The 23,703-nt window shown below is 64.9% G+C and carries 25 protein-coding genes and 1 pseudogene; 13 read left to right on the forward strand and 13 right to left on the reverse strand.

Annotated elements, in window-relative coordinates:
• Positions 1–20 precede the first annotated feature (20 nt).
• The gene (locus tag RBH26_RS06315; RefSeq protein ID WP_306757294.1) at positions 21–587 is read right to left on the reverse strand and encodes a hypothetical protein; all 567 of its coding nucleotides are present in this window, start codon (positions 585–587) and stop codon (positions 21–23) included.
• A 219-nt stretch (positions 588–806) separates the two neighbouring features.
• Between RBH26_RS06315 and RBH26_RS06320 the strand changes: the two genes are divergently transcribed.
• The 4 genes from RBH26_RS06320 (at position 807) to RBH26_RS06335 (ending at position 3,923) form a co-directional block, all read left to right on the forward strand.
• Positions 807–1,832 (forward strand): hypothetical protein, encoded by a 1,026-nt coding sequence (locus tag RBH26_RS06320; protein WP_306757295.1) that lies wholly within the window; start codon positions 807–809, stop codon positions 1,830–1,832.
• Positions 1,833–1,970: 138 nt separating this feature from the next.
• On the forward strand, positions 1,971–3,008 hold the full coding sequence (locus RBH26_RS06325; RefSeq protein ID WP_306757296.1) for a hypothetical protein: 1,038 nt from the start codon (positions 1,971–1,973) through the stop codon (positions 3,006–3,008).
• 46 nt (positions 3,009–3,054) lie between these two features.
• Entirely contained in the window at positions 3,055–3,339 is a 285-nt protein-coding gene (locus RBH26_RS06330; protein ID WP_306757298.1) for a hypothetical protein, read from the forward strand.
• A gap of 107 nt (positions 3,340–3,446) precedes the next feature.
• The gene (locus tag RBH26_RS06335; RefSeq protein WP_306757386.1) at positions 3,447–3,923 is read left to right on the forward strand and encodes an ATP-binding protein; all 477 of its coding nucleotides are present in this window, start codon (positions 3,447–3,449) and stop codon (positions 3,921–3,923) included.
• A 135-nt stretch (positions 3,924–4,058) separates the two neighbouring features.
• On the opposite strand, the gene RBH26_RS06340 is transcribed toward RBH26_RS06335, so the two are convergent.
• The 5 genes from RBH26_RS06340 to RBH26_RS06360 form a co-directional block, all read right to left on the reverse strand.
• Entirely contained in the window at positions 4,059–4,931 is an 873-nt protein-coding gene (locus RBH26_RS06340) for a hypothetical protein (RefSeq protein WP_306757299.1), read from the reverse strand.
• Between the two features lie 70 nt (positions 4,932–5,001).
• The gene (locus tag RBH26_RS06345) at positions 5,002–6,042 is read right to left on the reverse strand and encodes a dipeptide epimerase (protein WP_306757300.1); all 1,041 of its coding nucleotides are present in this window, start codon (positions 6,040–6,042) and stop codon (positions 5,002–5,004) included.
• Positions 6,039–7,058: a DUF1611 domain-containing protein gene (locus tag RBH26_RS06350; RefSeq protein ID WP_306757301.1), complete on the reverse strand. Its 1,020-nt coding sequence runs from the start codon at positions 7,056–7,058 to the stop codon at positions 6,039–6,041. The genes RBH26_RS06345 and RBH26_RS06350 overlap by 4 nt, the downstream gene beginning before the upstream one ends.
• Positions 7,059–7,207: 149 nt before the next feature.
• Positions 7,208–8,146, reverse strand: coding sequence for a Vms1/Ankzf1 family peptidyl-tRNA hydrolase (locus tag RBH26_RS06355; RefSeq protein WP_306757302.1), 939 nt, complete (start codon positions 8,144–8,146; stop codon positions 7,208–7,210).
• 29 nt (positions 8,147–8,175) lie between these two features.
• On the reverse strand, positions 8,176–8,559 hold the full coding sequence (locus tag RBH26_RS06360) for a DUF5802 family protein (RefSeq protein WP_306757303.1): 384 nt from the start codon (positions 8,557–8,559) through the stop codon (positions 8,176–8,178).
• 246 nt (positions 8,560–8,805) lie between these two features.
• Between RBH26_RS06360 and RBH26_RS06365 the strand changes: the two genes are divergently transcribed.
• The 3 genes from RBH26_RS06365 to RBH26_RS06375 all read left to right on the forward strand — a co-directional run bounded on the left by RBH26_RS06365 (position 8,806) and on the right by RBH26_RS06375 (position 11,415).
• Entirely contained in the window at positions 8,806–9,369 is a 564-nt protein-coding gene (locus RBH26_RS06365; RefSeq protein ID WP_306757304.1) for a metal-dependent hydrolase, read from the forward strand.
• 500 nt (positions 9,370–9,869) lie between these two features.
• Positions 9,870–10,625 carry a hypothetical protein gene (locus tag RBH26_RS06370; RefSeq protein ID WP_306757306.1) on the forward strand — a complete coding sequence of 252 codons (756 nt, stop codon included), beginning with the start codon at positions 9,870–9,872 and terminating at the stop codon, positions 10,623–10,625.
• Positions 10,626–10,722: 97 nt separating this feature from the next.
• Entirely contained in the window at positions 10,723–11,415 is a 693-nt protein-coding gene (locus RBH26_RS06375; RefSeq protein WP_306757307.1) for a metalloregulator ArsR/SmtB family transcription factor, read from the forward strand.
• A gap of 51 nt (positions 11,416–11,466) precedes the next feature.
• On the opposite strand, the gene RBH26_RS06380 is transcribed toward RBH26_RS06375, so the two are convergent.
• The gene (locus RBH26_RS06380) at positions 11,467–12,114 is read right to left on the reverse strand and encodes a DUF456 domain-containing protein (RefSeq protein WP_306757308.1); all 648 of its coding nucleotides are present in this window, start codon (positions 12,112–12,114) and stop codon (positions 11,467–11,469) included.
• Between the two features lie 132 nt (positions 12,115–12,246).
• Between RBH26_RS06380 and RBH26_RS06385 the strand changes: the two genes are divergently transcribed.
• The 4 genes from RBH26_RS06385 (at position 12,247) to RBH26_RS06400 (ending at position 16,189) form a co-directional block, all read left to right on the forward strand.
• A complete protein-coding gene (locus tag RBH26_RS06385; RefSeq protein ID WP_306757309.1) occupies positions 12,247–12,444 on the forward strand; it encodes a hypothetical protein in 198 nt (65 codons plus the stop codon).
• 79 nt (positions 12,445–12,523) lie between these two features.
• Complete coding sequence (gene gatD / locus RBH26_RS06390) at positions 12,524–13,774, forward strand: Glu-tRNA(Gln) amidotransferase subunit GatD (RefSeq protein WP_306757310.1); 1,251 nt, start codon at positions 12,524–12,526, stop codon at positions 13,772–13,774.
• Positions 13,775–13,874: 100 nt separating this feature from the next.
• A complete protein-coding gene (locus tag RBH26_RS06395; RefSeq protein WP_306757311.1) occupies positions 13,875–14,870 on the forward strand; it encodes a GNAT family N-acetyltransferase in 996 nt (331 codons plus the stop codon).
• A 56-nt stretch (positions 14,871–14,926) separates the two neighbouring features.
• Complete coding sequence (locus RBH26_RS06400) at positions 14,927–16,189, forward strand: sulfite oxidase (RefSeq protein ID WP_306757312.1); 1,263 nt, start codon at positions 14,927–14,929, stop codon at positions 16,187–16,189.
• 24 nt (positions 16,190–16,213) lie between these two features.
• On the opposite strand, the gene RBH26_RS06405 is transcribed toward RBH26_RS06400, so the two are convergent.
• Entirely contained in the window at positions 16,214–16,498 is a 285-nt protein-coding gene (locus RBH26_RS06405; protein WP_306757313.1) for a ubiquitin-like small modifier protein 1, read from the reverse strand.
• 98 nt (positions 16,499–16,596) lie between these two features.
• Here RBH26_RS06405 and RBH26_RS06410 point away from each other — a divergent pair, with 98 nt between their 5' ends.
• Together RBH26_RS06410 and RBH26_RS06415 are read left to right on the forward strand one after the other, a co-directional pair.
• The gene (locus tag RBH26_RS06410; RefSeq protein ID WP_306757315.1) at positions 16,597–17,568 is read left to right on the forward strand and encodes a patatin-like phospholipase family protein; all 972 of its coding nucleotides are present in this window, start codon (positions 16,597–16,599) and stop codon (positions 17,566–17,568) included.
• Between the two features lie 160 nt (positions 17,569–17,728).
• Entirely contained in the window at positions 17,729–18,916 is a 1,188-nt protein-coding gene (locus RBH26_RS06415; RefSeq protein ID WP_306757316.1) for an NAD-binding protein, read from the forward strand.
• Positions 18,917–18,949: 33 nt separating this feature from the next.
• Here RBH26_RS06415 and RBH26_RS06420 read toward each other — a convergent pair whose 3' ends face one another.
• The 5 genes and pseudogenes from RBH26_RS06420 to RBH26_RS06440 form a co-directional block, all read right to left on the reverse strand.
• Positions 18,950–20,314, reverse strand: coding sequence for an HPP family protein (locus RBH26_RS06420; RefSeq protein ID WP_306757317.1), 1,365 nt, complete (start codon positions 20,312–20,314; stop codon positions 18,950–18,952).
• Positions 20,315–20,370: 56 nt separating this feature from the next.
• Positions 20,371–21,006: a deoxyribose-phosphate aldolase gene (gene deoC / locus RBH26_RS06425; RefSeq protein ID WP_306757318.1), complete on the reverse strand. Its 636-nt coding sequence runs from the start codon at positions 21,004–21,006 to the stop codon at positions 20,371–20,373.
• Between the two features lie 157 nt (positions 21,007–21,163).
• Positions 21,164–22,084, reverse strand: coding sequence for a hypothetical protein (locus RBH26_RS06430; RefSeq protein ID WP_306757319.1), 921 nt, complete (start codon positions 22,082–22,084; stop codon positions 21,164–21,166).
• Positions 22,066–22,806, reverse strand: a complete 741-nt coding sequence (locus RBH26_RS06435) for a hypothetical protein (protein ID WP_306757320.1) — start codon at positions 22,804–22,806, stop codon at positions 22,066–22,068. The genes RBH26_RS06430 and RBH26_RS06435 overlap by 19 nt, the downstream gene beginning before the upstream one ends.
• Positions 22,803–23,656: pseudogene (locus RBH26_RS06440) on the reverse strand (RAMP superfamily CRISPR-associated protein). The gene RBH26_RS06435 and the pseudogene RBH26_RS06440 overlap by 4 nt, the downstream one beginning before the upstream one ends.
• Positions 23,657–23,703 lie beyond the last annotated feature (47 nt).

Genomic DNA, 23,703 nt, shown 5'->3' on the forward strand with positions numbered 1-23,703 from the left:
CGTCGGTCGAAAGCGACAGACTACCTCGACTCGTCGGCCTCCTCGAAGGGTGCCTCGGCCGCTTTCACGTCGGACTCGAGTTTGGCGACCAGCGCGAACAATGCGCCGAGCAACAGTCCGTACAGCAGGTGACCGACGAGGCTCTCGAAGGCCAGTCCCGGGAACGCGGTTTCGCCGGCGCCGACGGCCGCCCAGATCGGCAACACGATCATCGGAAGGAGGGCCCAGACGGCCAGCCCGTAGACGAACCCGGCGAGGGTCAATCGCAGCCCGGGCCCCATCGCCGCGAGGAAGCCGGTCTCGACGTCTGCCATGAGCGTCCCGAAGATCGGATCGCGGGTGACCAGAAAGCCGAAGACGCTTCCGAGGACGAGCCCGTGAGCCAGGTGGAACAGCCAGCCTGCGGTACCGGCGGTCTCGAGGCCGTATATCGCAGGGACGGCCTCGGTGATGATCGCTGGATCGACCAGCCACAGGACCACTCCAAACAGGAGCGATCCGATCGCCCCGCCGACCGCGCCGCCGACCAGCCAGTTGAACGAGCCGCCGATACCGAACGTGGTCGGGTTGTTTACTTCGAAGCTCATCGTACGTAATCGTCCGTCGGCAGGCAGAAAAGGACCGGCGCCCGTTCACGTATTTACGACCGCTTATACGCAGGTGTATCCCGCGTTAGCGGCGTTTATCGTCGATTACTTTCTGGGGCGACAATATAACTCATCCGTGATCGACGGTACCGATCCTCGTGAACCGTCGTCTTCCGGGTGTAGTATTTTCCGAGTCGAACTTCTCTCTGCTGACGGGAAATGAGCGACGCGGAGTCAGACGACGATTCAGACGGACAGCGACGCCTGGGCGGCGTTCGAATGTGGCTTTTGCTCCGGGTCAACCGGTGGGTGCTCTCTGCCGGAATCCTGGTGGTCGTCTACGTCGTCCTCGTCGCCGCGAGCCAGCTCGATCTCACGCCGGTGCGGACGATCGTCGAGCAACACGACGGGACGTTCTGGCTCTTCTCGGCCTTTATCGGGGCGATCATCACGGGGACGTCCATCGTCGTCACGATCAACCAGCTCGTACTCTCTCAGGAGCTCGGCGCGATCGGCGACCAACGCGAGCGAATGCAAGACTCTATCGACTTCCGGCAGGACATCGAAGACACGATCGAGGAGGACGCGAGCCCGCCCGAACCCGCCGCGTTCCTGTGGGAACTCGTCGACGGGATCGAGGAACGGGGCCGCGAACTCGAGACGGTCATGGAGGACGAACGCGACGAGGAACTCAAACGGAAGGTCGAGCAGTACGTCGACGACGTCGCCGACAACGCACAGGCGGTGAAAGACGACCTCGAGGATGCACAGTTCGGAACGTTCGAAGTCATCTGGAGCGCACTCGAGTTTAATTACTCGCGGAAGATCTACGACGCGCGCAAGATCTGTGCCGACCATCAGGAGTCGTTGTCCGACGAGGCCAACGAGAAGATCGACCACATGATCAAGACGCTGAAGTTCTTCGGCCCGGCACGAGAACACTTCAAGACGCTGTACTTCCAGTGGGAGCTGATCAATCTCTCGCGGGCGTTGTTGTACATCTCGGTACCCGCGTTGACGGTGATGGGGTTCATGCTCATGTACGTCGATGGGAGTACGCTGCTCGGCTCGACGCTGGGGATCGACAACCTGGTCTGGGTCACCAGCTTCGGGTTCGTCGTCGGCATCTCGCCGTTCGTCGTCTTCATCACCTACGTCCTGCGGGTCGCGACCGTCGCCAAGCGAACGCTGGCGATGGGGCCGTTCATCCTCCGGGAGTCCGAGCGAGACCAGGATCTGGGTTGAGACGGACCGCTGTCCGTCAGTACCAGCACGACCGCGATCCATCCTGGTCGCGCCGGGAAATCGGTACAGCAGTCCGTATGTGCGGACGGTTCCTGCCGTAGCTATTTCCGACGAACGGTGGTACCCTCGCGTCGAGCGATGAGCGGCGACGGTTCCCAGCCCAGCGACACGATGGCCGAGCGCAGCGAGTTACCGACCTGGATACACGAGATTCTATTGAACGCCAACCGGTGGCTCGTCACGGCCGGGCTCGTGGCGTTCGTCTTCGTCGGCCTGCTCATCGTCGCCGAACTCAGCCCCGTCTCCCTGCAGGCGCTGATGGACGAGAAAGAGCCCGTTCACACGCTCTTCCAGGCGCTGACGACCGCGCTCATCACCGGCGTCACGCTCGTCGTCACCATCAACTCGCTCGTGCTCTCCCAGGAACTGGGCGCCGTCGAAGACCAGCGAAAGCGACTCGAGGGAGCCCTCGAGTTCCGTCGAAACATCGAAGAGTCGATCGACGCCCCGATCAGCCCGCCGGAGCCGGCGTCGTTCGCGCAGGCGATCGTCGCGGCCTCCGCCGATCGGGCGACGGATTTTCGTCAGTCGGTTTCGGACAGCCACGACGAGGAGCTGATCGAACGCGTCGACGACTTCGTCGACAACCTCACTACTCACGCCGACTCGATCCGTGACGAACTCGAGACGGCCCAGTTTGGTACCTACGACGTCGTCAAAGCCGCCCTCGACTACAACTACTCCTGGAAGATCTTCCGGGCACGTCGGATCAAAAACGCCCACGCCGACTCGTTTACCGACGAGGCCCGCGAGGCCTACGACGAACTGCTCGAGTCGCTGAAACTGTTCGGCCTCGCCCGCGAGCACTTCAAGACGCTGTACTTCCAGTGGGAACTGATCAACCTCTCGCGGGCGATGATGTACGTCGCCGTCCCTGCGCTCGTCGTCACGATTTCGATGCTGTTGTTCTTCGACGCCGACACCGTGACGGGAACCGTCCTGGGGATCGACGCGGTCGTCTGGGTCGTCGTCGCGGCGTCGACCGTCGCGGTCACACCGTTCCTGTTGCTGATCGCGTTCGTCTTGCGGATCGCGACGATGGCAAAGCGGACGCTCGCGATCGGCCCCTTCATCCTCAGAGACTCGAGTCGCGGCGAGGAGATCGAGTGGGAATGATCGCCACCGGCGGAGCTATTTGTATCTCGCCGGCCGAGGAATTAGTATGGCAGGAACTACCACAGAAACCGTCCGCGTCTGGCTCGTCGAACGTACGTATTCCGACGACGAGCAGAACCTCATCATCCTGACGTACGCGACCACCGACGGCGACCGATTCTTCCGCAAGGAGCGTGCGCTTACCTCGTATACCGACGTCAGGGAGACGACCGCCGCGGTCGACGCCGATCCCGTGAACCTCGGTACCGTCGAGGACTCCGACCTCCAGGAACAGTACGCTGCCGAGGCACAGCGGATGGCCGACGTTCACGATCCAGACGACGTCATCTAGCTGACTGTTTGCACCCCGATCACACAGTCCTCGTGTGATCTGGTTCGCACCGACGTTCAGTGGCTACTATAGGCCTCCGACCGCGTACCGTCGTCCGTGACCATCGCGTGATCCTCGTCATCTGCGGGCCCCCGGGTGCAGGCAAGACCACGATCGCCGAGGAACTTCGCCGGCGACTCGAGGCCCGCGGCGAATCCGTCCGGCTACATCACTCCGACGACTTCTCGAGTCGGACCTACGAGCAACTGTACGAGCGAGCGAGCGACGATCCCGAGGACGCGATCACGATCGTCGACGGAACGTTCTACCGGCGCACGTGGCAGGTCCAGTTTCGGACCCTCGAGTCGCGGACGGACGTTCGGTTCGTCTACGTCACGGCCGATCTCGAGACCTGCCTCGAGCGCAATCGGTCGCGGGCGGATTCGATCGACGAACAGGGCGTTCACGTCGTCTATCGGGAGTTCGACGCGCCCGAGGACGCCCTCGAGATCGACACCGACGAGTACGACGTCGCGGCGGCAGTCGACGAAATCGTCGACGCGCTCGAGTCGTGGGGCTGGATCGCTACCGACAGTAACAGGTGATACTGTCAGACAGCACGATTCGACGATCGGTCGCGCGACTGCGGCCGTCCTCACGGGGACGTCGCGAATTCGCGACCGACTGCTCACTGACTGCTAGCCAAGAGTATGAAAGCCGGGCAGTCACGACTCGAGCGGTTAGAGTCCCGGCACCAGCTTCGCGAGTTCGTCCGGTCGCTGCTCGGGCTCGAGGTCGTCCGGGATCGCGTCCCAGTCGAGTTCGTCAGTTCCGGGTTCGGCGTCGGTCTCGAAACCAGGGTCGTCGGCCGGCTCCCGATCGCGATACGCCGGCGGCGGGCCGCCGTGGGCGTAGACGCCGTCGGGGTGGTCGACCGTCCAGACGTGCATCATACAGGGCGTCCGGCAGGGGAGCCGAACGTCGCCGTCGGCGAAGTCACGTTCGTAGGCCTGTCGGTAGTACCACCACGCGAATCGACCTGGGAGACCGGCGTGGTAGTGCCAGGGTGAACACCGATCCGCGGGCTCGCTTTCGTCGCCGTACACCGCCGGTGGCTCGACTGCCTCGCCGTCTTCGGTCGCGATGAACATGACACCGATCGAGCGCCAGCTCTCGTTGTCGACGAGCACCGACTCCGGTCGTTCGGGATCGAGCATCGCGTCGTCGCCGACGTAGTCGGGGTTGATCCAGTGAGACCAGCCGTCGGCGTCACAATCGAGGGTGTCGAAGTACGGTTTGAATCCCGCCTCGACCAGCGCGCCAGCGTCTGGGTAGCGCTCCTCGAGCGACGCACGAACCGTCTCCTGAAGTTCGATCGTCTCCGGGTGATCGTCCACACAGCCGTCCATACTCGCGTCCTCGCAGTGACCCATACTCGGCTCGAGGGTGGCCTCCGGACAGCGGTCGTCGAGCCACGACTGTGAGCCACCAGCCGTTTCACTCGCAGTTGCCTGTGCCTGTCCGACACCGATCGTAGAAAACGCAGCTGTGCCCGCCGACGCTCGCAACAGCCGTCGCCGAGTTACCTTCGTGCCGTCGAAACGGTCGTCCATACCAGCAGTTCCACACCGACGACGGTCCTAAACCCCTGTTACCGGTCGGCCTGACAGTCACGTAGAGCGACTACTCGCGGACCGCGCCCGTCCCCGGACGGTCGAGACCGGCCAGATCGATTCGGCCGGCGGACATCGACACGCCGTCGTAGGGATCTTCGGCGAGCAACAGCGACCCGTCGAGGTCGGCGTAGTCGAGCAGCGGTGCGAGGTGACAGGCCGCGGCGATCGACGCGTTGGACTCGGTCATACAGCCACACATCACCTCGAGGTCGTGGGCGCGGGCCGTATGGATCATCCGTTTGGCCTCCCGAAGGCCGCCACACTTCATCAGTTTCAGGTTCGCGATGTCACAGCGGTTGGCGATCCGTGGGATATCCTCGAGTGTCACACAGGACTCGTCGGCGGCGATCGGCAGCGTCGAGCGCTCGTAGACGAATCGCAGCCCCTCGTGATTCTCGGCGGGGACGGGCTGTTCGACGAACTCGAGGTCGAACGCGGCCAGGCGATCGATCTTCGAGACCGCTTCGCGGGGCGTCCAGGCCTCGTTGGCGTCGACGAACAGCGAGACGTCGGGGGCGACCGAGCGGATCGTCTCGACGATCTCTATATCTCGGTCCGTACCGAGTTTGACCTTCAGGCGGTCGTAGCCCCGCTCGAGTGCCGTCTCGGTCTTCTCACGCATCCGTTCGGTGTCGTCGAGTCCGATGGTGTAGGAGGTCTCGAGCGTGTCGTCGGGATCGAGTCCCCAGTACTGGTACAGCGGCACGTCGAGACGTTTCGCTGCGAGGTCGTGACAGGCGATGCTGACCGCGGTCCGGGCGGCCGGATTTCGTTCGACGGTCTCGCGCATGCGGCGTTCGATCAGCGCGAGGTTGTGGGGGTCGTCGACGTCCTCGACGACCGCGAGCAGGTCGGGCAGGACGGCCTCGACGGTGGCCGGCGTCTCCCCGTAGTGTGACGACGGCCCCGCGCCGCCGACGCCGACCCGTCCGTCCTCGTCTTCGATCCGGACCGTCACGACCTCGGCCTCGGTCTGGGTTCCGCGTGCGATCGTAAAGGGGAATTCGAGTGGCAGCGAGTGGCGTTCGAACGTCGTCTCGAGACTCATAGTAGTTCGTCGAGGACCGTCTCGCTGTCGAACCGAACGACGTCCGTCGCGGGGACGTCGAGAGCGCTCGCGTACTCGTCGATGGCCTCGCGTGCGGCGGCGTCGTCCTCGAGATCCGACGTGTTGAGCGCGCCGGCGACGACCTCGCTCCCGCCGACCGGGGCAGCGAGGTTCTCGTAGAGATCGACGTACGTCGGGAGGTCGGGGAGGGAAAACGACTCGTAGCCGTGGATCGCCTCTCGGCCGGCGTCGTGACAGAGCACCAGTTTGTCGGCCATCGAGCCGTGGAGAATACCACAGGTAACCGCGGAGTAGGCCGGGTGGACGATGCTGCCTTGCCCCTCGACGAAGAGGTAGTCGTGTTCGTCGCCTTTCTCGAGGATCATCTCCTCGACGGCGCCGGCGGTGAAGTCGCTGACGACCCGGTCGATCGGGTTCCCCCAGCCCTCGATCATGATCCCCGTCTGGCCGGTCGGGATCACGGCGGCGTCGTAGCCGGCCTCGCGGGCGTCGCGGGCGAGTTCCATCGAGACGGTCATCTTCCCGACCGAGCAGTCGGTGCCGACGGTGAGGATGACCTCGGCGTCGACCTCATCGGCGACGCCGTCGCCGACCGTCAGATCTGCAGGCGGTTTGCGGACGTCCCACAGCTCGCAGTCGTTCTCGGCCGCCAGCCGTGCGAACTCCTCGTCCTCGGCGAGGAAGTAGTGTAGGCCCGAGATGACGTCACAGCCGTCCTCGAGGGCCGTGCGGACGTCGTCGCGCCAACTCTCGTCGAAGCCGCCGCCGATCGGAGCGATGCCGATCAACAGGGCGTCGACGTCGTTGGTCTCGAGGTCGGCCATCCCCTCGTAGATCGGCGCGTCCTGGACGTCGGAGACGAAGTCGTTGACTCGCTTGCCCGCGGATTCGCGGTCGAGGACGCCGACGACGTCGTAGTCGCCGTAGCGGAGGACGCCGAGTGCAGTTTTCGCGCGGTCGGGGAACTTCTCGTGGGCGAGAATTGCAACGCGCATATCGATGCATGGGGGGAGATATTATTTAAATAGCTCATGTTGTACGCAACAGTATCCGTTTCCTGACAACTTGGACGGCTCTTACTGCGAACAGAACGTGGCGGCGAGCCCCGAGTCGTACGGTCTTCCACTCCGACGCCCCACGCAGATCAGAGCACTCGCAGGGTCGTCGTCCAGAACGATCGATGAGCGTCCTCGAGGGCCGGTTTCGGGTCGCCGGTCGCGTCGACGGCGGCGGTGGCGGCGGGCTCGAGATCGGCTTCCGCGACGAGCGCGTCGACGACGCCGCGCTGGCCGACCACGAACAGGCGGTCGGCGTCGACGTCGGCTACGGCGTCCGCACAGCGCTCGAGGTGGGCGTCGATCTGGTCGTCGCGGATCCGTTCGAACCGGGCCTGCGAGAAGCCGCCCTTCGAGTGGCTCCCCTTGACGTCGCTCTCGAAACCACGGTAATCGATGCGCTCGTCACCGTCGTAGCGGCCGAGGGCAAAGAGATCGGTTCGAACGAGTGCGAGCGCGTACCGACCAGTCGGCAGGAACCACTCGCGCTCGAGGGCGAACCGATCGCCCCAGGTGGTGTGGGCTTCGAGGTCGGCGTCGGGAAGCGCCGGCGGCTCGAGCGCGACGGCGACCAGCCCCGCGTCGTCGACACAGAGCACACAGGGGGCGGCGTCGTCGACGAGCGCGGCCCGATCGCCAAGGAGGGTCCCGAGGTCGACGTCCGACTCCTCACGGAGGGTCTCGACGGCGTCGCCGTCCTCGAGGACGGCCGTCAGCGCACCCTCGGGGGCCGTCCGGAACGACGCGAGCCGGTCGATCACCTCGGCGAGTCGCGCCCCACGGAGACGGTCGCGATGCCGGGGCTCCAAGGTGGTCTCCTCGTCCTCGAGCCGTTCGAGTTCGCCTTCGAGCTGGGCGATACGGTCCTCGAGCCGGTTTACCTCCGCCTCGGCCTCCTGTTTGGCCGTGGTCGCTTCGGCCCGGCGCTCGGATTCGGCCTCGTAGCGGTTTTGCAGCCGCTCGTTTTCCTCCTCGAGTTCGTCGATACGCTCCTTGAGCGAGGCTCGGCCGAGCAACTCATCGAGCATCTAGCTAACGGCGCGAAGCGAGTGCACTTCTAGGTTCCGACGTTTGGCAGCCCGTCGTCACCGTCGGTTTCCGACCACCCTCCCGAGAAGGAGAGCAGTTGCTGGGCCCGCTCGCGGCGAGCGAGGAGGACCTCCCGGAGCGAGGGCGGGTTCCGGACGTCGGTGTCCTCGAGCATCTCCTCGGGAACGGCGAGCGTATTCGCCGGCACGCCCTCGTCGCCGTGGACCGGGAAATGGTGGGACTCGAGTTTCATCACCAGCGGCGCGTCGAGTCGCTCGAGGCCCTCGCCGGTCGCGTAGACTTCCTCGTTGATCCGCTCGTGTTGGTCGTTGTGCATGAACGCACGATCACCGTCGATCGGGGTCACGTAGAGTCGTCCGAGATAGTAGCTCCGCGAGAACACCTCGAACATGGTAACTATACACAAGGGTTCACGCGGGATAACTATTTTCGAACAGATTTAAACCGTCGGGCTATCAGAGGAAAAGTCCCACACTCTCGGACAGTCACTCCGAGATACCTACAGGATTCAATCCATCCGTTTCAGAAACGATACGAATCCGCAAATCACACGAACTCGAGAAACGGACTCGGTAACGACCGGCAGATGACGGTTACAAGTCACATAACTACGGTCGGACAGTAACTGGGATAAACCATGTGGCCCTGGGGACATTTCGGCGTCGCGTATCTCCTGTACTCGTTGTACGCTCGTGGACGGTTTCGACGACCGCCGGGGCCCGAGGCCGCACTCGCGGTACTCGTCGGCTCGCAACTCGCCGATCTGATCGACAAACCGCTCGCCTGGGGGCTCGGAGTTCTGCCCGGCGGACGAACGCTCGCTCACTCCCTGCTGTTTGCCGCCGTCGTGATCGTCGTCGCGTATGCCGTTGGATTCGCCTACAACCGTGTCGAGACGGCGACCGCGTTCGTCATCGCACACCTGTCTCACCTCCTGGCGGACCTGCCGCCACGGCTTCTCCTCGGCTATCCCTTCGGCTCCGAATTTCTGTTCTGGCCGTTTCTGCCCCATCCGACGTTCGGGTACAACGAGCGGCTCTTCGAACCGCCGGCAGTCGTCGAAGCGGTCGTCACTCCGTTTACTGACCCGCTGGTGTTCTTTCTGTTCGACGTGTCGCTGTTCGTCGTGGGGGTCGTGCTCTGGTATATCGACGGCTGTCCGGGACTTCGATACGTGACGTCGCGGTTCGGCTCGGCGTGATACGGACTGCTGTACCGAGTGGCCGCCGATCGCCAGGGTGGGGTCGGCGATCAGCGGGACGTGACGACAGGAGATCGTATGAACGGACGATCGACCATCGGTTCCGACACGACTGTGATACTGCCGGACAGCAGTCAGTAACCCGTCGGTCGCGAATCCGCGGCCGTCACCGTCGGGAACGGCCGCAGCCGTGCGACCGATCGGTGAATCGTGCTGTCCGGCAGTATGAGCCATCTCGTGTGTCGACGACTCCCGTCTGCTGGTTCACGTTCTCGTCAAATACCTCGCTGCAAACGATCGTGAATAGTGAAAACAGTGCCCATTAATCGGGAGTACGAATTCCGCTGTCGAGACGGCAGTAGCCACACCACCGTTCGGTGATGTACTCATTCGAACGGACATACCCACCCCGTAAAACCGTTCGACGGACGGTTTCGAACCGATTGAACGGTTCGAACGAAGGTCAGTCTTTTTAGTATGTTCGCTCTAACGAAGGGATAATGACCACTCGGTCGGTCGTCATCATCGCGTTGATCGCCATCGTCGGATTACTTGGTGCACCCCTCGTGAGTGGTGCCGTCGTCGGCGTCTTCGACGACGATCCTGCCGAATCGACCGCTGAATCGAACGGCGAACCGAACGCGTCCGTGTCGGCACACATGCAAGCCAGTGCCGCCGACACCGAGACCACCGTCGAGTCCGAACTGTTCGACGCACAGTACGAGCGCGCCGACAACGACAGTCAGGTAGCGATGATCGCCGATCGGACGGGCGACCTCGAGGACCGGCTCGACGCACTCGAGGCCGAACGCGAAACGCTCCGTGAACAGGATGACGATCTCCACCGCGGAGAGTATCAGTCTCGAATGGCGACGCTGACCGTCGAGATTCGGTCGCTCGAGCGCGAAATCGAGCACACTGAACGCCGAGCGAACCACCACGGCGTCGACGTCGACGGACTCGAGGAACTCCGCGAGAACGCCGCCGAACTCGACGGACCCGACGTCGCCGCGATGGCGCGTGGACTCGGCGTCGACGGAGCCCCGGGCCAGGGTCCACCTGCCGACCGCGGCGGCGACGGGGGCAGTCAGGGCCCACCCGCTGACCGCGGCCAGCAGGCTCCGTTCGACGACGATGGCGACGGGGCCGTAACCGACCGACAGCCGGACCGCGAGGAGGTCGACGATCCTCAGGCCGACCACGCCGACAGCGACTCCACGACGGCGTCGAACGAGAGCGAGACGCCGGCGCAGTAGCGATCGAACCACGGCAGTCGATTTTCCTCTGGTCGCCGACCCGACGCAGACCTCCGAGCAGACACGCTTTTCAGCGGCGACCCCCAACCGTCACTCGATGGACTCCGCCGCATTGCTTGATTTGCTGGGGAACGAGAACCGGAGACGCATTCTCCGGTTGCTCGCCCGCAAACCCTGTTATGTCACCGAAATATCCGACTATCTCGGCGTGAGTCCCAAGGCGGTCATCGAACACCTGCGGAAACTCGAGGAGGCGGGACTGATCGAGAGCCGGGTCGACGACCAGCGCCGGAAGTACTTTCACATCGCCCGTCACGTCCGCCTCGAGGTCAACGTCTCACCCTACGGCTTCGCGAGCAAGAGCGCCTATCCCGCAAGCAGCAGCTTCGACATCACGACCTGTCGACACCTCACGCTCGACGTCAACTGGGACGAAAACGAGGAGCTCGACGAGCTCCTCTCGGCGCTCGAGGACTTAGAACAGCTCGAAAACGAACTCTCACTCGCCCAACGGTGGGTACAGGGGCGGCTCTGTGACGTGCTCGATCAGATCTCCGAGACCGTCGGGTCCGGCCCCGAGAGCCGGATCTACGCCGACGTGCTGGGGAGCATCCGAACCGAGCCGAAATCGGTTGGCGAACTCAGCCAGGACGTCGACGCACCCCGCGAAGTGGTCGCCGACCTCCTCGAGTCGATGGCCGACGAGGGAATCGTGCGCCGGACCGAACGGGGCTGGGAGCTGACGACGGGAACGGAGTCGGAGTCGGGGTCCGGGTCCGAGGCGGAGTAACCGTTAGGAACCCCTCGAGTCTCGCGGATCTCGCCCCGCTACCGGTTTCTCTCATACGGATTCGACGTCCTGGAAGAGTCCGTTTCGCAGGTCACGACCGAAGTAGTAGCCGAGCACACATCCGACCAGTCCCGTCGCGACGCCGACGGCGATGACGGCCTGGAAGGAACCGGCGACCGCGAGCATGGCGTGACCCGCCAGCGCGGAGATCGCCCCGACCGACGCGCCGGCGACACCCATCTCGAGGTAGTGGCGGTTCGACGCGACCAGCCCGACGGCGAAGGCGACGCCGAACATCCCGATCGTCCGGCCGGCGATGGGGAGTACCGTCCCGCCCGCGAGCAGCCCCGCGCCGATCAGCAGGAGGAAGACGAAAAACAGCCGCGGCGAGAAGTACCGCTGTGGCGAGAGCCGCGACGTGAGCCCGCCGAGGCGCGACCTGGATCGCGACGACGTCTCGGACGAGGGCTCGGACGAGGGCTCGGACGCGACGACGTCGTCAGGCTCGTCGGCCGACCACCACGAGCCGCGCTCGCTCGAGTCGTCGACCGCGGTGTCGCGTCGGTCGTCGACGTCTCGTGCGGTCGACGGAGAGCTCGAGTCGGTCCCGACACCCGACTCCGAGAGGAGGTCCTCGGTCTCGGACAGCAGATCCTCGGTGTCGCGGCTCTCGGTCACCTCGTCCGAGCGGTCGCTCATATCGATTCCTTCGGCGGCCGGCAGCATGGGCTTTTCCCTGTCCGGTCACAGGTGGTCGTTTCGAACTACCCATAGTGCTATCGCCGAACACAGGGCCCCCCTTTTTGATCACAGGCAGGGTATCGGCGAGCGATGAACGCCGAACTGCTCGCGTTCGGTGTCGGTGCCATCGGCCTCGGCATCGCGATACTGGCCGCCGCGCGCCGTCTCTACCCCCGACTCGACGTCCCCGAGGACGCAGAAGCGTCGCTCGAACTCCTGACGGCGATGCTCGTCGGGATCCTGCTGTTGACCGGGCTGGGACTCGTTTTGCTCGCGCTGTTTGCGTGACCGGGCAGGTAGGTAGTCTCGAACCGAGCACGACTCGAGAAAGCGTGCCTTCAAGTCTTCCGGTGCGCAACGCCCACGCATGAATCCAGGCGATCGCGTTCGCGTCGACCGCGCGGATCGCACGTACGAAGGCGTGTTACTCCCCTCGAGTACCGACGATCACCTCGTCGTGAAACTCGAGGGCGGCTACAACGTCGGCATCGACCGGGACGCGGCCGACGTCGAGTTGCTCGAGGAGGACGTCTACGAGATCGACGGGAACGGCACGGCCGAGGGTGAGACCGGCTCCGAGATCGAGTTCGACGAGGATCTGCCGACGATCTCGCTGATCTCGACGGGTGGGACGATCGCGTCGACGGTCGACTACCGCACCGGCGCGGTGACGGCACAGTTCGACGCCGAGGACGTCCTGCGCGCCGTCCCCGACCTCGCCGGCCGCGCGAACTACCGCGGACGGGTCGTCGCCAACATCCTCTCGGAGAACATGGAGCCGCCGCTCTGGCAGGACCTCGCCCGTGCCGTCTCCGAGGAGATCGAAGCCGGTGCCGACGGCGTCGTCGTCATGCACGGCACCGACACGATGCAGTATTCCGCCTCGGCGCTTTCGTTCATGCTCGAGACGCCCGTTCCAATCGTCTTTACCGGCTCCCAGCGCTCGGCGGACCGCCCGTCCTCGGACAACGTGATGAACGCCGTCTCGGCCGTCGAGGCCGCAAAGAGCGACTGCGCGGAGGTACTTGTCTGTATGCACGCCACGGAGAGCGACGACCGCTGTGCGCTCCACCGGGGCACCCGCGTCCGGAAGAACCACACCTCGCGACGGGATGCCTTCGAGACCGTCGGCGCGGAGCCACTGGGTGAGGTCGACTACGAGACGGAGACGGTCGAGTTCCGCCGAGAGTACCGCGAGCGAGACGAGGCCGACGTCGAGTTGGTCGACGACCTCGAGGACGACGTCGAACTGCTGAAGTTCACGCCGGGGATGGACCCCGAGTTCCTCGACGTCGTCGAGGGAAGCGAGGGGCTGATCATCGAGGGAACCGGTCTGGGCCACGTCCACACCGATCTGATCCCCCGGATCGAGGAGCTAATCGACGACGGCACGACGGTCGTCATGACCAGCCAGTGTCTCGAGGGCCGGGTCTGTGACCGGGTCTACGATACGGGTCGAGACCTACTCGAGGCCGGCGTCGTCGAGGCCGGCGACACGCTGCCCGGAACGGCGAAGGTGAAGGTGATGTGGGCGCTGGCAAACAGCGAGGACGTCGAAGAAGCGATGGGGACGTCGCTGGCCGGCGAGATCCAGGAGCGGTCGGTGCCCTGGGAGTAGCGTCGCCGCGGCGAGACAGTCGGCGAAACGTGGCGTCGTCGCCGTCGTTCGCCGGATCGGGGAGTGAATTCTTTGTCAGCGCGTGCCAAACACTCGGGCGATGACCGACGCGTTCGACCTCGAGATCCGCCGTGCGACACACGACGACTACGAGGCCGTCGTCGAATTCACCAGCGACATCTGGCGCGACCGCGGCGGCGACTACATCCCCGATATCTACCATGACTGGCTCGAGGACGACGACGAGGAAGGGCGGAAGACCTTCCTCGCGACGGTCGACGGCGAGGCCGCAGGTATCGTCCAGGCGGTGATGGTAAGCGACGACGAGGCCTGGTTTCAGGGAATGCGCGTCGCGGCCGAACACCGGCGCAAAGGCGTCAGCCACCGGCTCAACGAAGCCTGTTTCGACTGGGCCCGCAGGCGAGGCGCGACGATCGGTCGCGTCATGATCTTCTCGTGGAACCAGGCCTCGCTGGGCGCCGCGCGAACCGGCGGCTTCGAGCCCATCACCGAGTTTCGCTTTGCCCATCCCGATCCCGACCCGGACGCCGAGAGACCGGTCTCGGTCTCGGTCTCGAGCGATCCCGCGATCGCCTGGCGCTACTGGACCCACAGCGACGCACGCGAGCACCTGTCCGGTCTTGGACTGGCCCCAGAAGAGTCGTGGGCCGTCCGGGAGCTCACGCGCGCGGATTTCGAGCAGTTCGCCGACGAGAGGGTCGTCTTCGCCGTCGCGAGCGAAACAGGGCCCGCTGGCGCGGCCTACCGGTGTCGGACGTTCGAACGGACGGTCGACGCCGACGAGGTCGACGATCCCGAGCAGCCGGACTCGAACGCCGAATCGGCGCCGGAGACCGAGACGGTCGCCGAGTACGGGATCGCCGCGTGGGACGGCATCGACGCTGCCCGCTCGCTGTTCGCGGCGATCGCCCGCGACGCCGCCGACTGCGGCGCCGACACGACCCGGGTGCTGATCCCCGAAACCGCTCGAACGGTCAGTGACGTCCCGTGTGTCGGCGTCGAGATCGCCGAGGAGCCCGACTTCGTGCTCGGGATCGATCCGACGGCGGCGAGTGACCGAATCGAAAGATCGTGAGACGATACTTCCGGACAACACGATACTTACCGCATGACGTTGAGAGAGGAGATGGTATGGTAGCCGAAGGTCCACGCGAGAGTCGACACGAGGAGATCGAGGCGATCGTCGAACGGAAAGACGGCGGCGTGTGCTCGGTCCGCGACGAGGCGGACAAGTATACGGTCGTCGGCGCCGCCGACCGGGACACGTTCGCAAACTGGCTGACGCCGATCGAGGAGCACTTCGTCTGTCACCGAAACGACATTCCGGAGCGCGATGCCGACGCGTGGGAGATCTCGCTTACCGGCGGCCTCGAGGGGACGCTCTCGGTGGCCGACCTCGAAGACGAGTATCCGACGGTGTCGGTCGCCCACACGATGGAGTGTGCGGGGAACGGACGCGGCCAGCACGATCCCGAGACCGGCAGCGTCCAGTGGGGGTTCGAGGCCGGCGCCACCGCGTTCTGGAGCGGCGTTCCCGTTCGCTCGATCCTCCGTGACCACGGCGTGGACGCAGCCGACGATCGGTGGTTGACGGTGGTCGGCGGCGACCAGTCGGACGGCGACGACGTGTTCGCACGGTCGATTCCCCTCGAGAAGGCCCTCGACGACTGTATCCTCGCCCTCGAGATGAACGGCCAGCGGCTCCCGCGGGAACACGGCTATCCGGTCCGGCTGATCGTCCCCGGCTGGTACGGCGTCAACAACGTCAAGTGGGTCGAGGAGCTGCGGGTCACGGACTCGATGGTCGTCGAAGGAGCCCTCGATCGACCCGGCGAGCACGCCGTCTGGCAACAGGAGTCCTATCGTATCCACCCCGAGGGCGTCGAGCCCGAGACGAACGAGACGGTCGAAGCGGTCGACACGTGGGAGCAACTCGAGGGCGCAGTCGAGCAACCGTACACGTTCGACGCGAACGTGATGTCGGTGATCGGTACGCCGGACGGCGCGTCACCAATCACGCTGGACGACGACGGCACGGTCACCGTCTACGGTGTCGCCTGGGCCGGTGACGACGCGGTCGAGCGCGTCGAGATCTCGACCGACGGCGGCGAGACGTGGACCGATGCGGAGCTGTTCGGTCCCGACTACACCGGCGCGTGGCGGCTGTTTCGCTACGAGTGGGACGCGGAACCCGGGAGCCACACGCTGTACTCGCGAGCGACGGACGAACTGGACCGGACCCAGCCAGCCCGGATCTCTGATCCCGACGAGTGGCGCGACGCCCTCGAGGACGACGCGTACCCGTGGAACGAGGGCGGCTACGCCGCAAACGCCTACGAACCGAACGGCGTCGACGTAGACGTTCGGCCCGCCGACTCGAGTAAAAACGAGTGAGGTCGTCGGAACGGCGGGCTGTCACTATCCGCCGCTGACCGGCGGGAACAGTGCCAGTTCGTCGCCCTCTTCGATTTCGGTCTCGAGGCCCGACTCCTCGACCAAGACGTTCGTTCCGTTCCGCAAGACGTTGATCTGGGAGCGCAACTCGCCGTCGTCGGTCAGCACGCGGTCCTCGAGGGCGGGCCGGTCGCCGACGAGTTCCTCGAGAGCGTCCCCGACGGTGTCGCCGGCGGCGGCGTCGACGGTGACGTGTTTCTCGCCCGCGCGTTCGGCGAGGTCCGCGAACAGTTTCCAGTCCGTTGGCATACGTGGCGGTATCGGTGCCGGCGGCAAGTAGCTACCGCTCCGCCTCGCGCCCGTCGCAGGCGGAACGAACTTCACACCGGACGTGATACGAGCGCGACGTGAGTTCCGACTCCGAGACGCCGACGGTTGCGATCGCCTGCCAAGGCGGTGGGAGCCACACCGCCTTCACCGCGGGCGTTCTCGACCGGCTGCTGGGCGATCCCACCTTCGAGCGCGAGGTCGACCTCGTCGGCTTCAGTGGCACCTCCGGCGGTGCGGTCTGTGCGCTGCTCGCGTGGTACGGGCGCGAACACCCCGACGAAACGCCCGGCGAGTTACTCGCCGACTACTGGGCCGATCTGGCCGCCGAGGAGCCGTTCGAACGGATGGTCAACGGGGTCGTTCGCTGGACGAGCCAACTCGAGCGCATGGGCGTTCCCCTCCCCGACGTCAGCCCGTACAACTCGCCGGCAGCGAGTTGGGGGCGCCGGGAGTTTCTCGCCTCTCTCGAGCGCCACGTCGACTTCGAGGCGATCCCCGGCCTGCTCGAGGGCGACGAGCCGGCGCTGTTGATCAGCGCGATCGACGTGCTCACCGGCGAGTTCGAGCTGTTCCGCGAGGACGAACTCTCCCCGGAGGCGATTCTGGCGTCGGCCGCGATCCCCTACGTTTTCCGGGCGGTGGAAGTCGACGGCAGCTACTACTGGGACGGGCTGTTCTCGAAGAACCCGCCGGTCAAGGACTTCGTGACGAACCGCGAGACGCCCGACCCCGACGAAGTCTGGGTGATCAAGATCAACCCCGAGCGACGGGACCGTGTGCCGACGTCGGCCGACGGGATCGCCGACCGGCGCAACGAGCTGTCCGGGAACAAGGCGCTAAACGCCGAGATCAGCTTCGTCGAGCACGTTAACGAGTGGATCGAGGCGGGATATCTCCCCGAGAAGTTTACTCACACCGAGATCGAACGGATCCGGTTCGGTCGTCCGGATCTGCACTGGCGGACGAAACTCGAGCGCGATCCCGACTTCGTCGAGAAGCTGTACGCCGACGGCGAGGCGGCGGCCGAGACGTTTCTCGACGAGCGATGATACTGTCGGACAGCAGTCAGTGACCCGTCGGTCGCGAATTCGCGGCCGTCACCGTTGGAGACGGCCGCAGTAGTGCGACCGACGGTGAATCGTGCTGTCCGACAGTATGAGAACGTTCAGAGACGGAGCCGTTAACTGATCCCGTCGCGCATCGGAGTATATGGCTGACGGCCGGTCATGGCGTGATCGCCTCCCCGACAACTGGCGTCGGATTCTTTCGACACGGGCAGCCGTCACGCTCGCGCTGACCGTCGCCCTGCTCTCGGTCGCGACGGCGATCGTCAACATCGGTACCGACGTCGTCTACAGACCGCTCGCGCCGTATCTCCCCGATGCCGTTCAGGACGCAGCCGGGTTCACCGGGGCGCTGACGGGATTCCTGATGGTCGGAAGCGCGCTCGCGCTCCGTCGTGGCCTTCGTATCGGCTGGTGGGCGACGTTCCTGCTTCTCCCGCTGACCGCAGCACAGGGCTTTCTGCAGGCAAGCCAGTACTCGCTGCCGCTGATCGTCGTTTCGATCGTCGCGATGCCGGTGCTGTTGATCAGTCGAAAGCGTTTCACGAAACCGCTCTCGCTGAATACGACGCAGATCGCCGCCGGAACAGCGTTGCTCGGCGTCCAGCTGTACGGCACGATCGGCGCGTACGCGCTCCAAGATAACTTCGAGGGCGTCGACAACATCCTCGACGCCTTCTATTTTACGCTGATCACCTCGAGTACGGTCGGCTACGGCGACATCACGCCGAACCCCGAATCGACCGAAGCGATGCTGTTTACGATGTCCGTCCTCGTCCTCGGGGTGGCCAGCTTCGGTATCGCCATCGGGGCGCTCGTCGGACCGGCGATCCAGGCTCGAATCTCGAAGACGCTCGGAAAGATGACCGATTCACAGCTCGAACTGCTCGAGGACCACATCCTCGTCCTCGGCTACGGCAAACTGACGGAACCGATCGTCGACGAACTCGCGTCCAGCGACCGGGAGTTCGTCGTCGTCACGAACGATCGCGACGCGGCCTCGGAGCTCTCCGACCGGAACATCGCGGTTATCACTGCCGACCCGAGCGACGAGGAACCGCTTCAGCGGGCGAAGATCGACAACGCTCGCGCGGTCCTCGTCGCGACGAACCACGACGGCCAGGACGCCCTCTCGATCCTCACCGCACGCCAGCTTATGCCTGACGTCCGTATCGTCGCCGCTGCGACCGACCGCGAGAACTCCACGAAACTCGAGCACGCCGGCGCGGACATGGTGATCAGTCCCACCGTACTCGGCGGCCATCTGCTCGTCCGGTCGGCACTCGGTAGCGACGATAGCGAACTGATCGAGCGGATTATCAGCGAGGAGTAACCGACGACCGGGCGAGCGTCTCGCCGGAGAACGTCACCGGCGTCGGCCGCGGTGGACGATCGCTACGTCGGCCTCGAGGGCGTCGAGTTTCCGGAACGTCGGCGGGGAGAGAAATCGTGAGGCGGCCGACCGATCGGTGCTCGAGCCGACGACGACCACGTCGTACTGCGGGGCGACGCGAGCGAGATACGACTCGACCGGTTCGGTGACGACGTGGGTCTCGAACCGGCCATCGAACGCATCGAGGAGATTCGCGAGCGTGTTCTCGGCGATCCGCCGTTCGGACTCGCGATCGATACAGGTACAGATCCCGGTCGGCTGCCAGGTGCCGGTCAGCCGCTGTGCGAAGTCGACCATCGCGCGAGCGGTGTCGCCTGCGCCTCGCACCGCGACGAGCGATCGGTCCCACCCTCGACTGCCGTCGGCCGACCGGAACGCGATGACGTCGCGTTCACTGTCGAACAACCCCTTGATGAACGGCGAGAGCCCACCCCGGTCGCCTTCGGCATACGGCGCCACCACGAGGTCACAGTTGTGCTCTCGAGCGGCCCGGAGTACGAGACCAGCCGTGCGATCGCCGGCGGCCACGGCGACCTCACAGGGGACGTCGTACTCCGACTCGAGGTCGTCAGCGAGGGACTCGAGGTGGCCAACCGCGTGGCCCGGTTCGTTCGTCGTCGCTGTGGCATCGTCGACGGTCTCGAACAGGACGACTTTCCCGGCCTCGTGTGCGCTCGCGAGTTCGGCGGCGAAGTGGGCCACGGCCGGGTCGCCCTCGCCGAGAGGAACGAGTACGTGGTCGTCGGCATCGGTCGTCCGGTAGAGATACTGGGCGCGTTGCTCGTAGAAGCGGTCGCGCCAGACGGCGAAGGTGACCGCGACGAACGCACTCGAGACGACGATACCCACCACGTAGGCGGCCTGTGCGTCACCGATGACCAACACGAGCAAAGCAGTCGAGAACGCGGACGGCTCCTCGAGGTCGAGGGCCACGGTCGTGACGCCGGTAAAGAAGACGCCCAGTGCTGCGGCGGTCGCGCTGACGGTGCCGGCCGCTCCCGGCCCGCCCGCGAGTTCGAGCGCGATCCAGCCACAGAGCGCCCCGGCAGTCATCCCACCGACGAACCGTCCCGGCGTGGAGTATCGCCCTTCCGGATCGGCAAAGAGCGTGTACGTACCCGACGCCAGCGGGGGAAAGAGGAGAAACGACACGATCGGCGAGATGTTCGCCAGCCACGTGACCGCCGCGATGAGCAGCGGGACGAACACGAGCACGGAGAGTTGCAACAGGTTTCCCGTGTGTTCGATCCACCGGACGAACGCGTCGAGTTCGCGCCGCTCGACGCGCCGGAGACGAACCGCGAGTGTTCGGACGTACGTCCGAATCGCCTCGAGCATGATAGCTGGTGCTGACTACGCGGCGAACGTTATACTACCGGGCAAAACGAGTGTGATTACTCGGGAGCGCTCTCGAGGATGTCGACCCCGCTCGAGGCGCCGATCCGTTCGGCGCCGGCCTCGAGCATGGCGACGGCCTCGTCGTAGCTACCGATGCCGCCGCTTGCCTTAACGGGCAGATACTTGCTCATACGCTCGACGTCCGGGATCGTGGCCCCGCCGTCGGCGAAGCCGGTCGACGTCTTCACCATCGCCGCGTCGGCCGCTGTGGCAGCCTGACAGGCCCGATCGATCTCGTCGTCGGTCAACAGCGCGGTCTCGACGATCACCTTGACTGGGATCGGCACCGCAGCGACGACCTCCGCGAGTTCGGTACGGACGACGTCGTCTTCGCCGGCTTGCAGCCGACCGACGTTCAGGACGACGTCGAGTTCGTCGGCACCGGCCTTCCAGGCGGTGACCCCTTCGTGGCGTTTGACGTCGGGGTCGTTCTGGCCGTGGGGGAAGCCGACGACCGTCGCGATCGTCACGTCCGGAGCGTACTCGGCGGCCATCTCGACCGCGTAGGGCGGAATACAGGCGTTCATGCCGTACTCGCTGGCCTCGTCGAGGATCGCCCGGACGTCGGCGGGCGACGTCTCGGGACCGAGTACGGTGTGGTCGATCAGCGGCGCGAGATCGCTGCGGTTCATACGTACTGACAGTCCCCCCACGGGCAAAAATCCGCCCGATCACTTTTGCCCTCAGCTATCAATTATTGGTAATACGATTTCTTTATTCAGCCGCACGTTGTATTTTTCTCGCCCGATTCATCCTGATTCTGGTGTTGCATTGGTGGCCTGTTAGTCGTTACTCCTCTGATTCCTGACACTGTTCGTCGAGGGGCTTCAGTCGCAGTTCGCCGAAGCCGTATCGGGAGTGAGAGCCGACTCGTTGGAGGCCGTTCTTCGCGGTCTCCACCGGGCGGTCGCCGAGGTACTTCACGACCTGGCCGTGATCGACCGTCTCCAGCCGGAACACCTCACGCTGTTCGAGGATCTTCTCCTCGCGGAGCCGGAGATCGTCGCGGTTCTCGCCCCACCACCACGGGACGGTGCGGTCGTTCGCCGCTGGATACTCCGACTTCAACACGAACGGCGTCACCAACTCGATGAGGGACGTCTCCGCGCCTTCGAGCCGCGAGTAGTCCAGTTCGTTGAGGTCCACCATCTGCGTGTCCTTCAGCTGGACCTCGCCGTAGCCGTAGTTGCGCTTTCCGCCGAACTGGAGGCCCTCCAGCTCATCCTCGCCGAGCGGGAGTACCGCCGGGTCATCGGCGTAGAGGTACGCATGGACGTACCACTTCGTTGTCTGCTGCTGTTTCCGCTGGTCTTCCCGGCGGCCCATGATGGTCTCGTGAGCGAGCACCGGGTGGCCGCCCTGGACGCGGAGATCGTGCGTGTTCAGCGCGTCCCGAGCGCGGGTATCCAGCAACCACGGGTGCATCGCCTCCCGCTGGAGGAAGAGGTCGTCGTACGCCTCCACGTCGGGTAGGCCGCTCCCGAGGTACGGGCGGATGCCCGATTGGCTGTGTTCCTCCGGGAAGGTCCCGAACTGGCCGGGCACGAAGATGCCGTGACTGGCCGACACCGCCACGTGCGTCTCGGGGTCGAGGTGCTGGCCGAGGGCGTGCAGGATGGCGTTCCCGCTCACGTAGTACGGGTGGCCGATGTAGTCCATCCGCAGCTCCCACAGCACTTGCTGAATCGCCGTCATCGGTCGGGCCTCCATTCAGCGTAGTCCTCGATGTACTGGAGTGCCGCGCTCCACGACTGCATCCGCCGAAGGTTGGCGTCGATCGTCATATCGTATTTGTCGTGGTCGGTATCGAGCGGATGCGACGTCAGGCGATTCCACGCCGACGCCCATGACCGCCACGGGCGACTCCCGAGCCGGGCCGACGGATTCCCGTCCGCGCTCTCGTCGATCCGGAGCGCGAAGCGGTTGCCGTCGAAGACGGTGCGGAACGGGACGATGTCACCTGCCGGATCGATGATGAGACGGAGATCGGCAAACTCGTGGTCGGTGCGGTAGTTGTCCAGCAGCGCCGCCACGAGCAGCGTGTGGTACTTCAGCGAGGTATACGGGTGATACACCGACTCGTTGAACGCGGCGGCCACGTCGGATTCCAGCCACCGTTCGTGGGCCGCCTCTGAGTCCTCGATGCCGATGAGGCCCGCCACCTCGCTCTCGATGGTCGCCCGTGAGAACTCACCGGGATCGTAGGCAGTCTCGCCGGTCAGCAGCGAGAGTCGGTAGTGATCGTCGTGAGTCGGGACGGTCTGCTCCTGCTTCTGCTGCGGGCGCGAGAGCGCCGCTGCGTCGCCGTCCGCGCCCTCGGGCACCGACTGGTTCACAGGGACACCAGCGAACTCCTCACGGGCGTCCTCGTGGCTCTCGCCAGTGAACTTATGGGCGTCGTGCCGGAAAGCGGTGAGCATCGCGTCGCTCATACGTCTATCACGCATTCCGCGAGCGCCTCTTGGAACTCCGGCAGATACTCCTCTTCCCACCGGTCGTCCTTTTCGTCCATCTTGTTCGTGTTGCCCTTCCCGCGGTCGAAGATGCGGCGGAGCTCGTGTTCCTCGTAGAGCGGGTTCACAAGGTCGCAGTCCACGATCCCACCGCCGAAGTTCCGGGCGCCACCGAGTTGGTGCATGAAGTCGGTCTGATGCTCATCGAGGAAGTCGATTGCCTCGGCGAGCAGCGCGACGAACTCGGGCTTGGTCTCCCGGAAGGAGAGATGCCAGCAGCCGTCGAGGTTCCCGACAGCGTCCAGTTCGGCGTTCCGCAGCGGTTCGCGGTTGTCTTCCTCGTTCCGGGAGACGACGTTCCGATTGATGCGGCGGTAGTGGCCTTCGGCCTGGCCGCGCGTGTAGTCCGTCGGGAGACCGGCGAGAACTGGATTGGACGGCGCATCACCTTGCCGGGGCGGTTCCCGAAGCCGCCGAAGAGGTCGAGAATCACGCACCCGTCGTCGCCATCATCGTCGAGGCACCCGCCCTTCTCGTGGTAGCCGGCGTCAAGGTCGCGGTTGTAGACGCCGTCCTTCCGGAAGTTCGCGTTGGATTCGCCGGGGTGACAGGCAGTACCGCCGCGCTTCTGGACGACCTTCTCCATCCCGTGGCGAAGCCACCCGGAGAGCGAGAACGCCGGGATGATGCCGCCGATCTGGTTCTGCGGGTCGTTGTCTTCGTAGTTGCCGTTCGAGGCGTGGTGTCTGTCCGTTATGATGCTATCCCCGACCACCAACAGGTCGGTCTGAATCCGGACGAACACGTCGTGGTCGATGTCTTCAATCATCGGTATTATCGGGTGTTCAGTGCTATTTCGAGGGCGTCAAGACTCCC

It is taken from the genome of Natronolimnohabitans sp. A-GB9, from assembly GCF_030848565.1.
Classification (GTDB): Archaea; Halobacteriota; Halobacteria; order Halobacteriales; family Natrialbaceae; genus Natronolimnohabitans.

Coding starts and splice junctions, on each gene's coding strand:
- RBH26_RS06355 (WP_306757302.1), bottom strand. CDS start 8,146: ATGCTCGATGAGTTGCTCGGCCGAGCCTCGCTCAAGGAGCGTATCGAC.
- RBH26_RS06360 (WP_306757303.1), bottom strand. CDS start 8,559: ATGTTCGAGGTGTTCTCGCGGAGCTACTATCTCGGACGACTCTACGTG.
- gatD (WP_306757310.1), top strand. CDS start 12,524: ATGAATCCAGGCGATCGCGTTCGCGTCGACCGCGCGGATCGCACGTAC.
- RBH26_RS06420 (WP_306757317.1), bottom strand. CDS start 20,314: ATGCTCGAGGCGATTCGGACGTACGTCCGAACACTCGCGGTTCGTCTC.
- RBH26_RS06430 (WP_306757319.1), bottom strand. CDS start 22,084: ATGGAGGCCCGACCGATGACGGCGATTCAGCAAGTGCTGTGGGAGCTG.
- RBH26_RS06320 (WP_306757295.1), top strand. CDS start 807: ATGAGCGACGCGGAGTCAGACGACGATTCAGACGGACAGCGACGCCTG.
- RBH26_RS06325 (WP_306757296.1), top strand. CDS start 1,971: ATGAGCGGCGACGGTTCCCAGCCCAGCGACACGATGGCCGAGCGCAGC.
- RBH26_RS06340 (WP_306757299.1), bottom strand. CDS start 4,931: ATGGACGACCGTTTCGACGGCACGAAGGTAACTCGGCGACGGCTGTTG.
- RBH26_RS06350 (WP_306757301.1), bottom strand. CDS start 7,058: ATGCGCGTTGCAATTCTCGCCCACGAGAAGTTCCCCGACCGCGCGAAA.
- RBH26_RS06370 (WP_306757306.1), top strand. CDS start 9,870: ATGACCACTCGGTCGGTCGTCATCATCGCGTTGATCGCCATCGTCGGA.
- RBH26_RS06345 (WP_306757300.1), bottom strand. CDS start 6,042: ATGAGTCTCGAGACGACGTTCGAACGCCACTCGCTGCCACTCGAATTC.
- RBH26_RS06415 (WP_306757316.1), top strand. CDS start 17,729: ATGGCTGACGGCCGGTCATGGCGTGATCGCCTCCCCGACAACTGGCGT.
- RBH26_RS06400 (WP_306757312.1), top strand. CDS start 14,927: ATGGTAGCCGAAGGTCCACGCGAGAGTCGACACGAGGAGATCGAGGCG.
- RBH26_RS06365 (WP_306757304.1), top strand. CDS start 8,806: ATGTGGCCCTGGGGACATTTCGGCGTCGCGTATCTCCTGTACTCGTTG.
- RBH26_RS06330 (WP_306757298.1), top strand. CDS start 3,055: ATGGCAGGAACTACCACAGAAACCGTCCGCGTCTGGCTCGTCGAACGT.
- RBH26_RS06315 (WP_306757294.1), bottom strand. CDS start 587: ATGAGCTTCGAAGTAAACAACCCGACCACGTTCGGTATCGGCGGCTCG.
- RBH26_RS06375 (WP_306757307.1), top strand. CDS start 10,723: ATGGACTCCGCCGCATTGCTTGATTTGCTGGGGAACGAGAACCGGAGA.
- RBH26_RS06435 (WP_306757320.1), bottom strand. CDS start 22,806: ATGAGCGACGCGATGCTCACCGCTTTCCGGCACGACGCCCATAAGTTC.
- RBH26_RS06395 (WP_306757311.1), top strand. CDS start 13,875: ATGACCGACGCGTTCGACCTCGAGATCCGCCGTGCGACACACGACGAC.
- RBH26_RS06380 (WP_306757308.1), bottom strand. CDS start 12,114: ATGAGCGACCGCTCGGACGAGGTGACCGAGAGCCGCGACACCGAGGAT.
- RBH26_RS06385 (WP_306757309.1), top strand. CDS start 12,247: ATGAACGCCGAACTGCTCGCGTTCGGTGTCGGTGCCATCGGCCTCGGC.
- RBH26_RS06405 (WP_306757313.1), bottom strand. CDS start 16,498: ATGCCAACGGACTGGAAACTGTTCGCGGACCTCGCCGAACGCGCGGGC.
- deoC (WP_306757318.1), bottom strand. CDS start 21,006: ATGAACCGCAGCGATCTCGCGCCGCTGATCGACCACACCGTACTCGGT.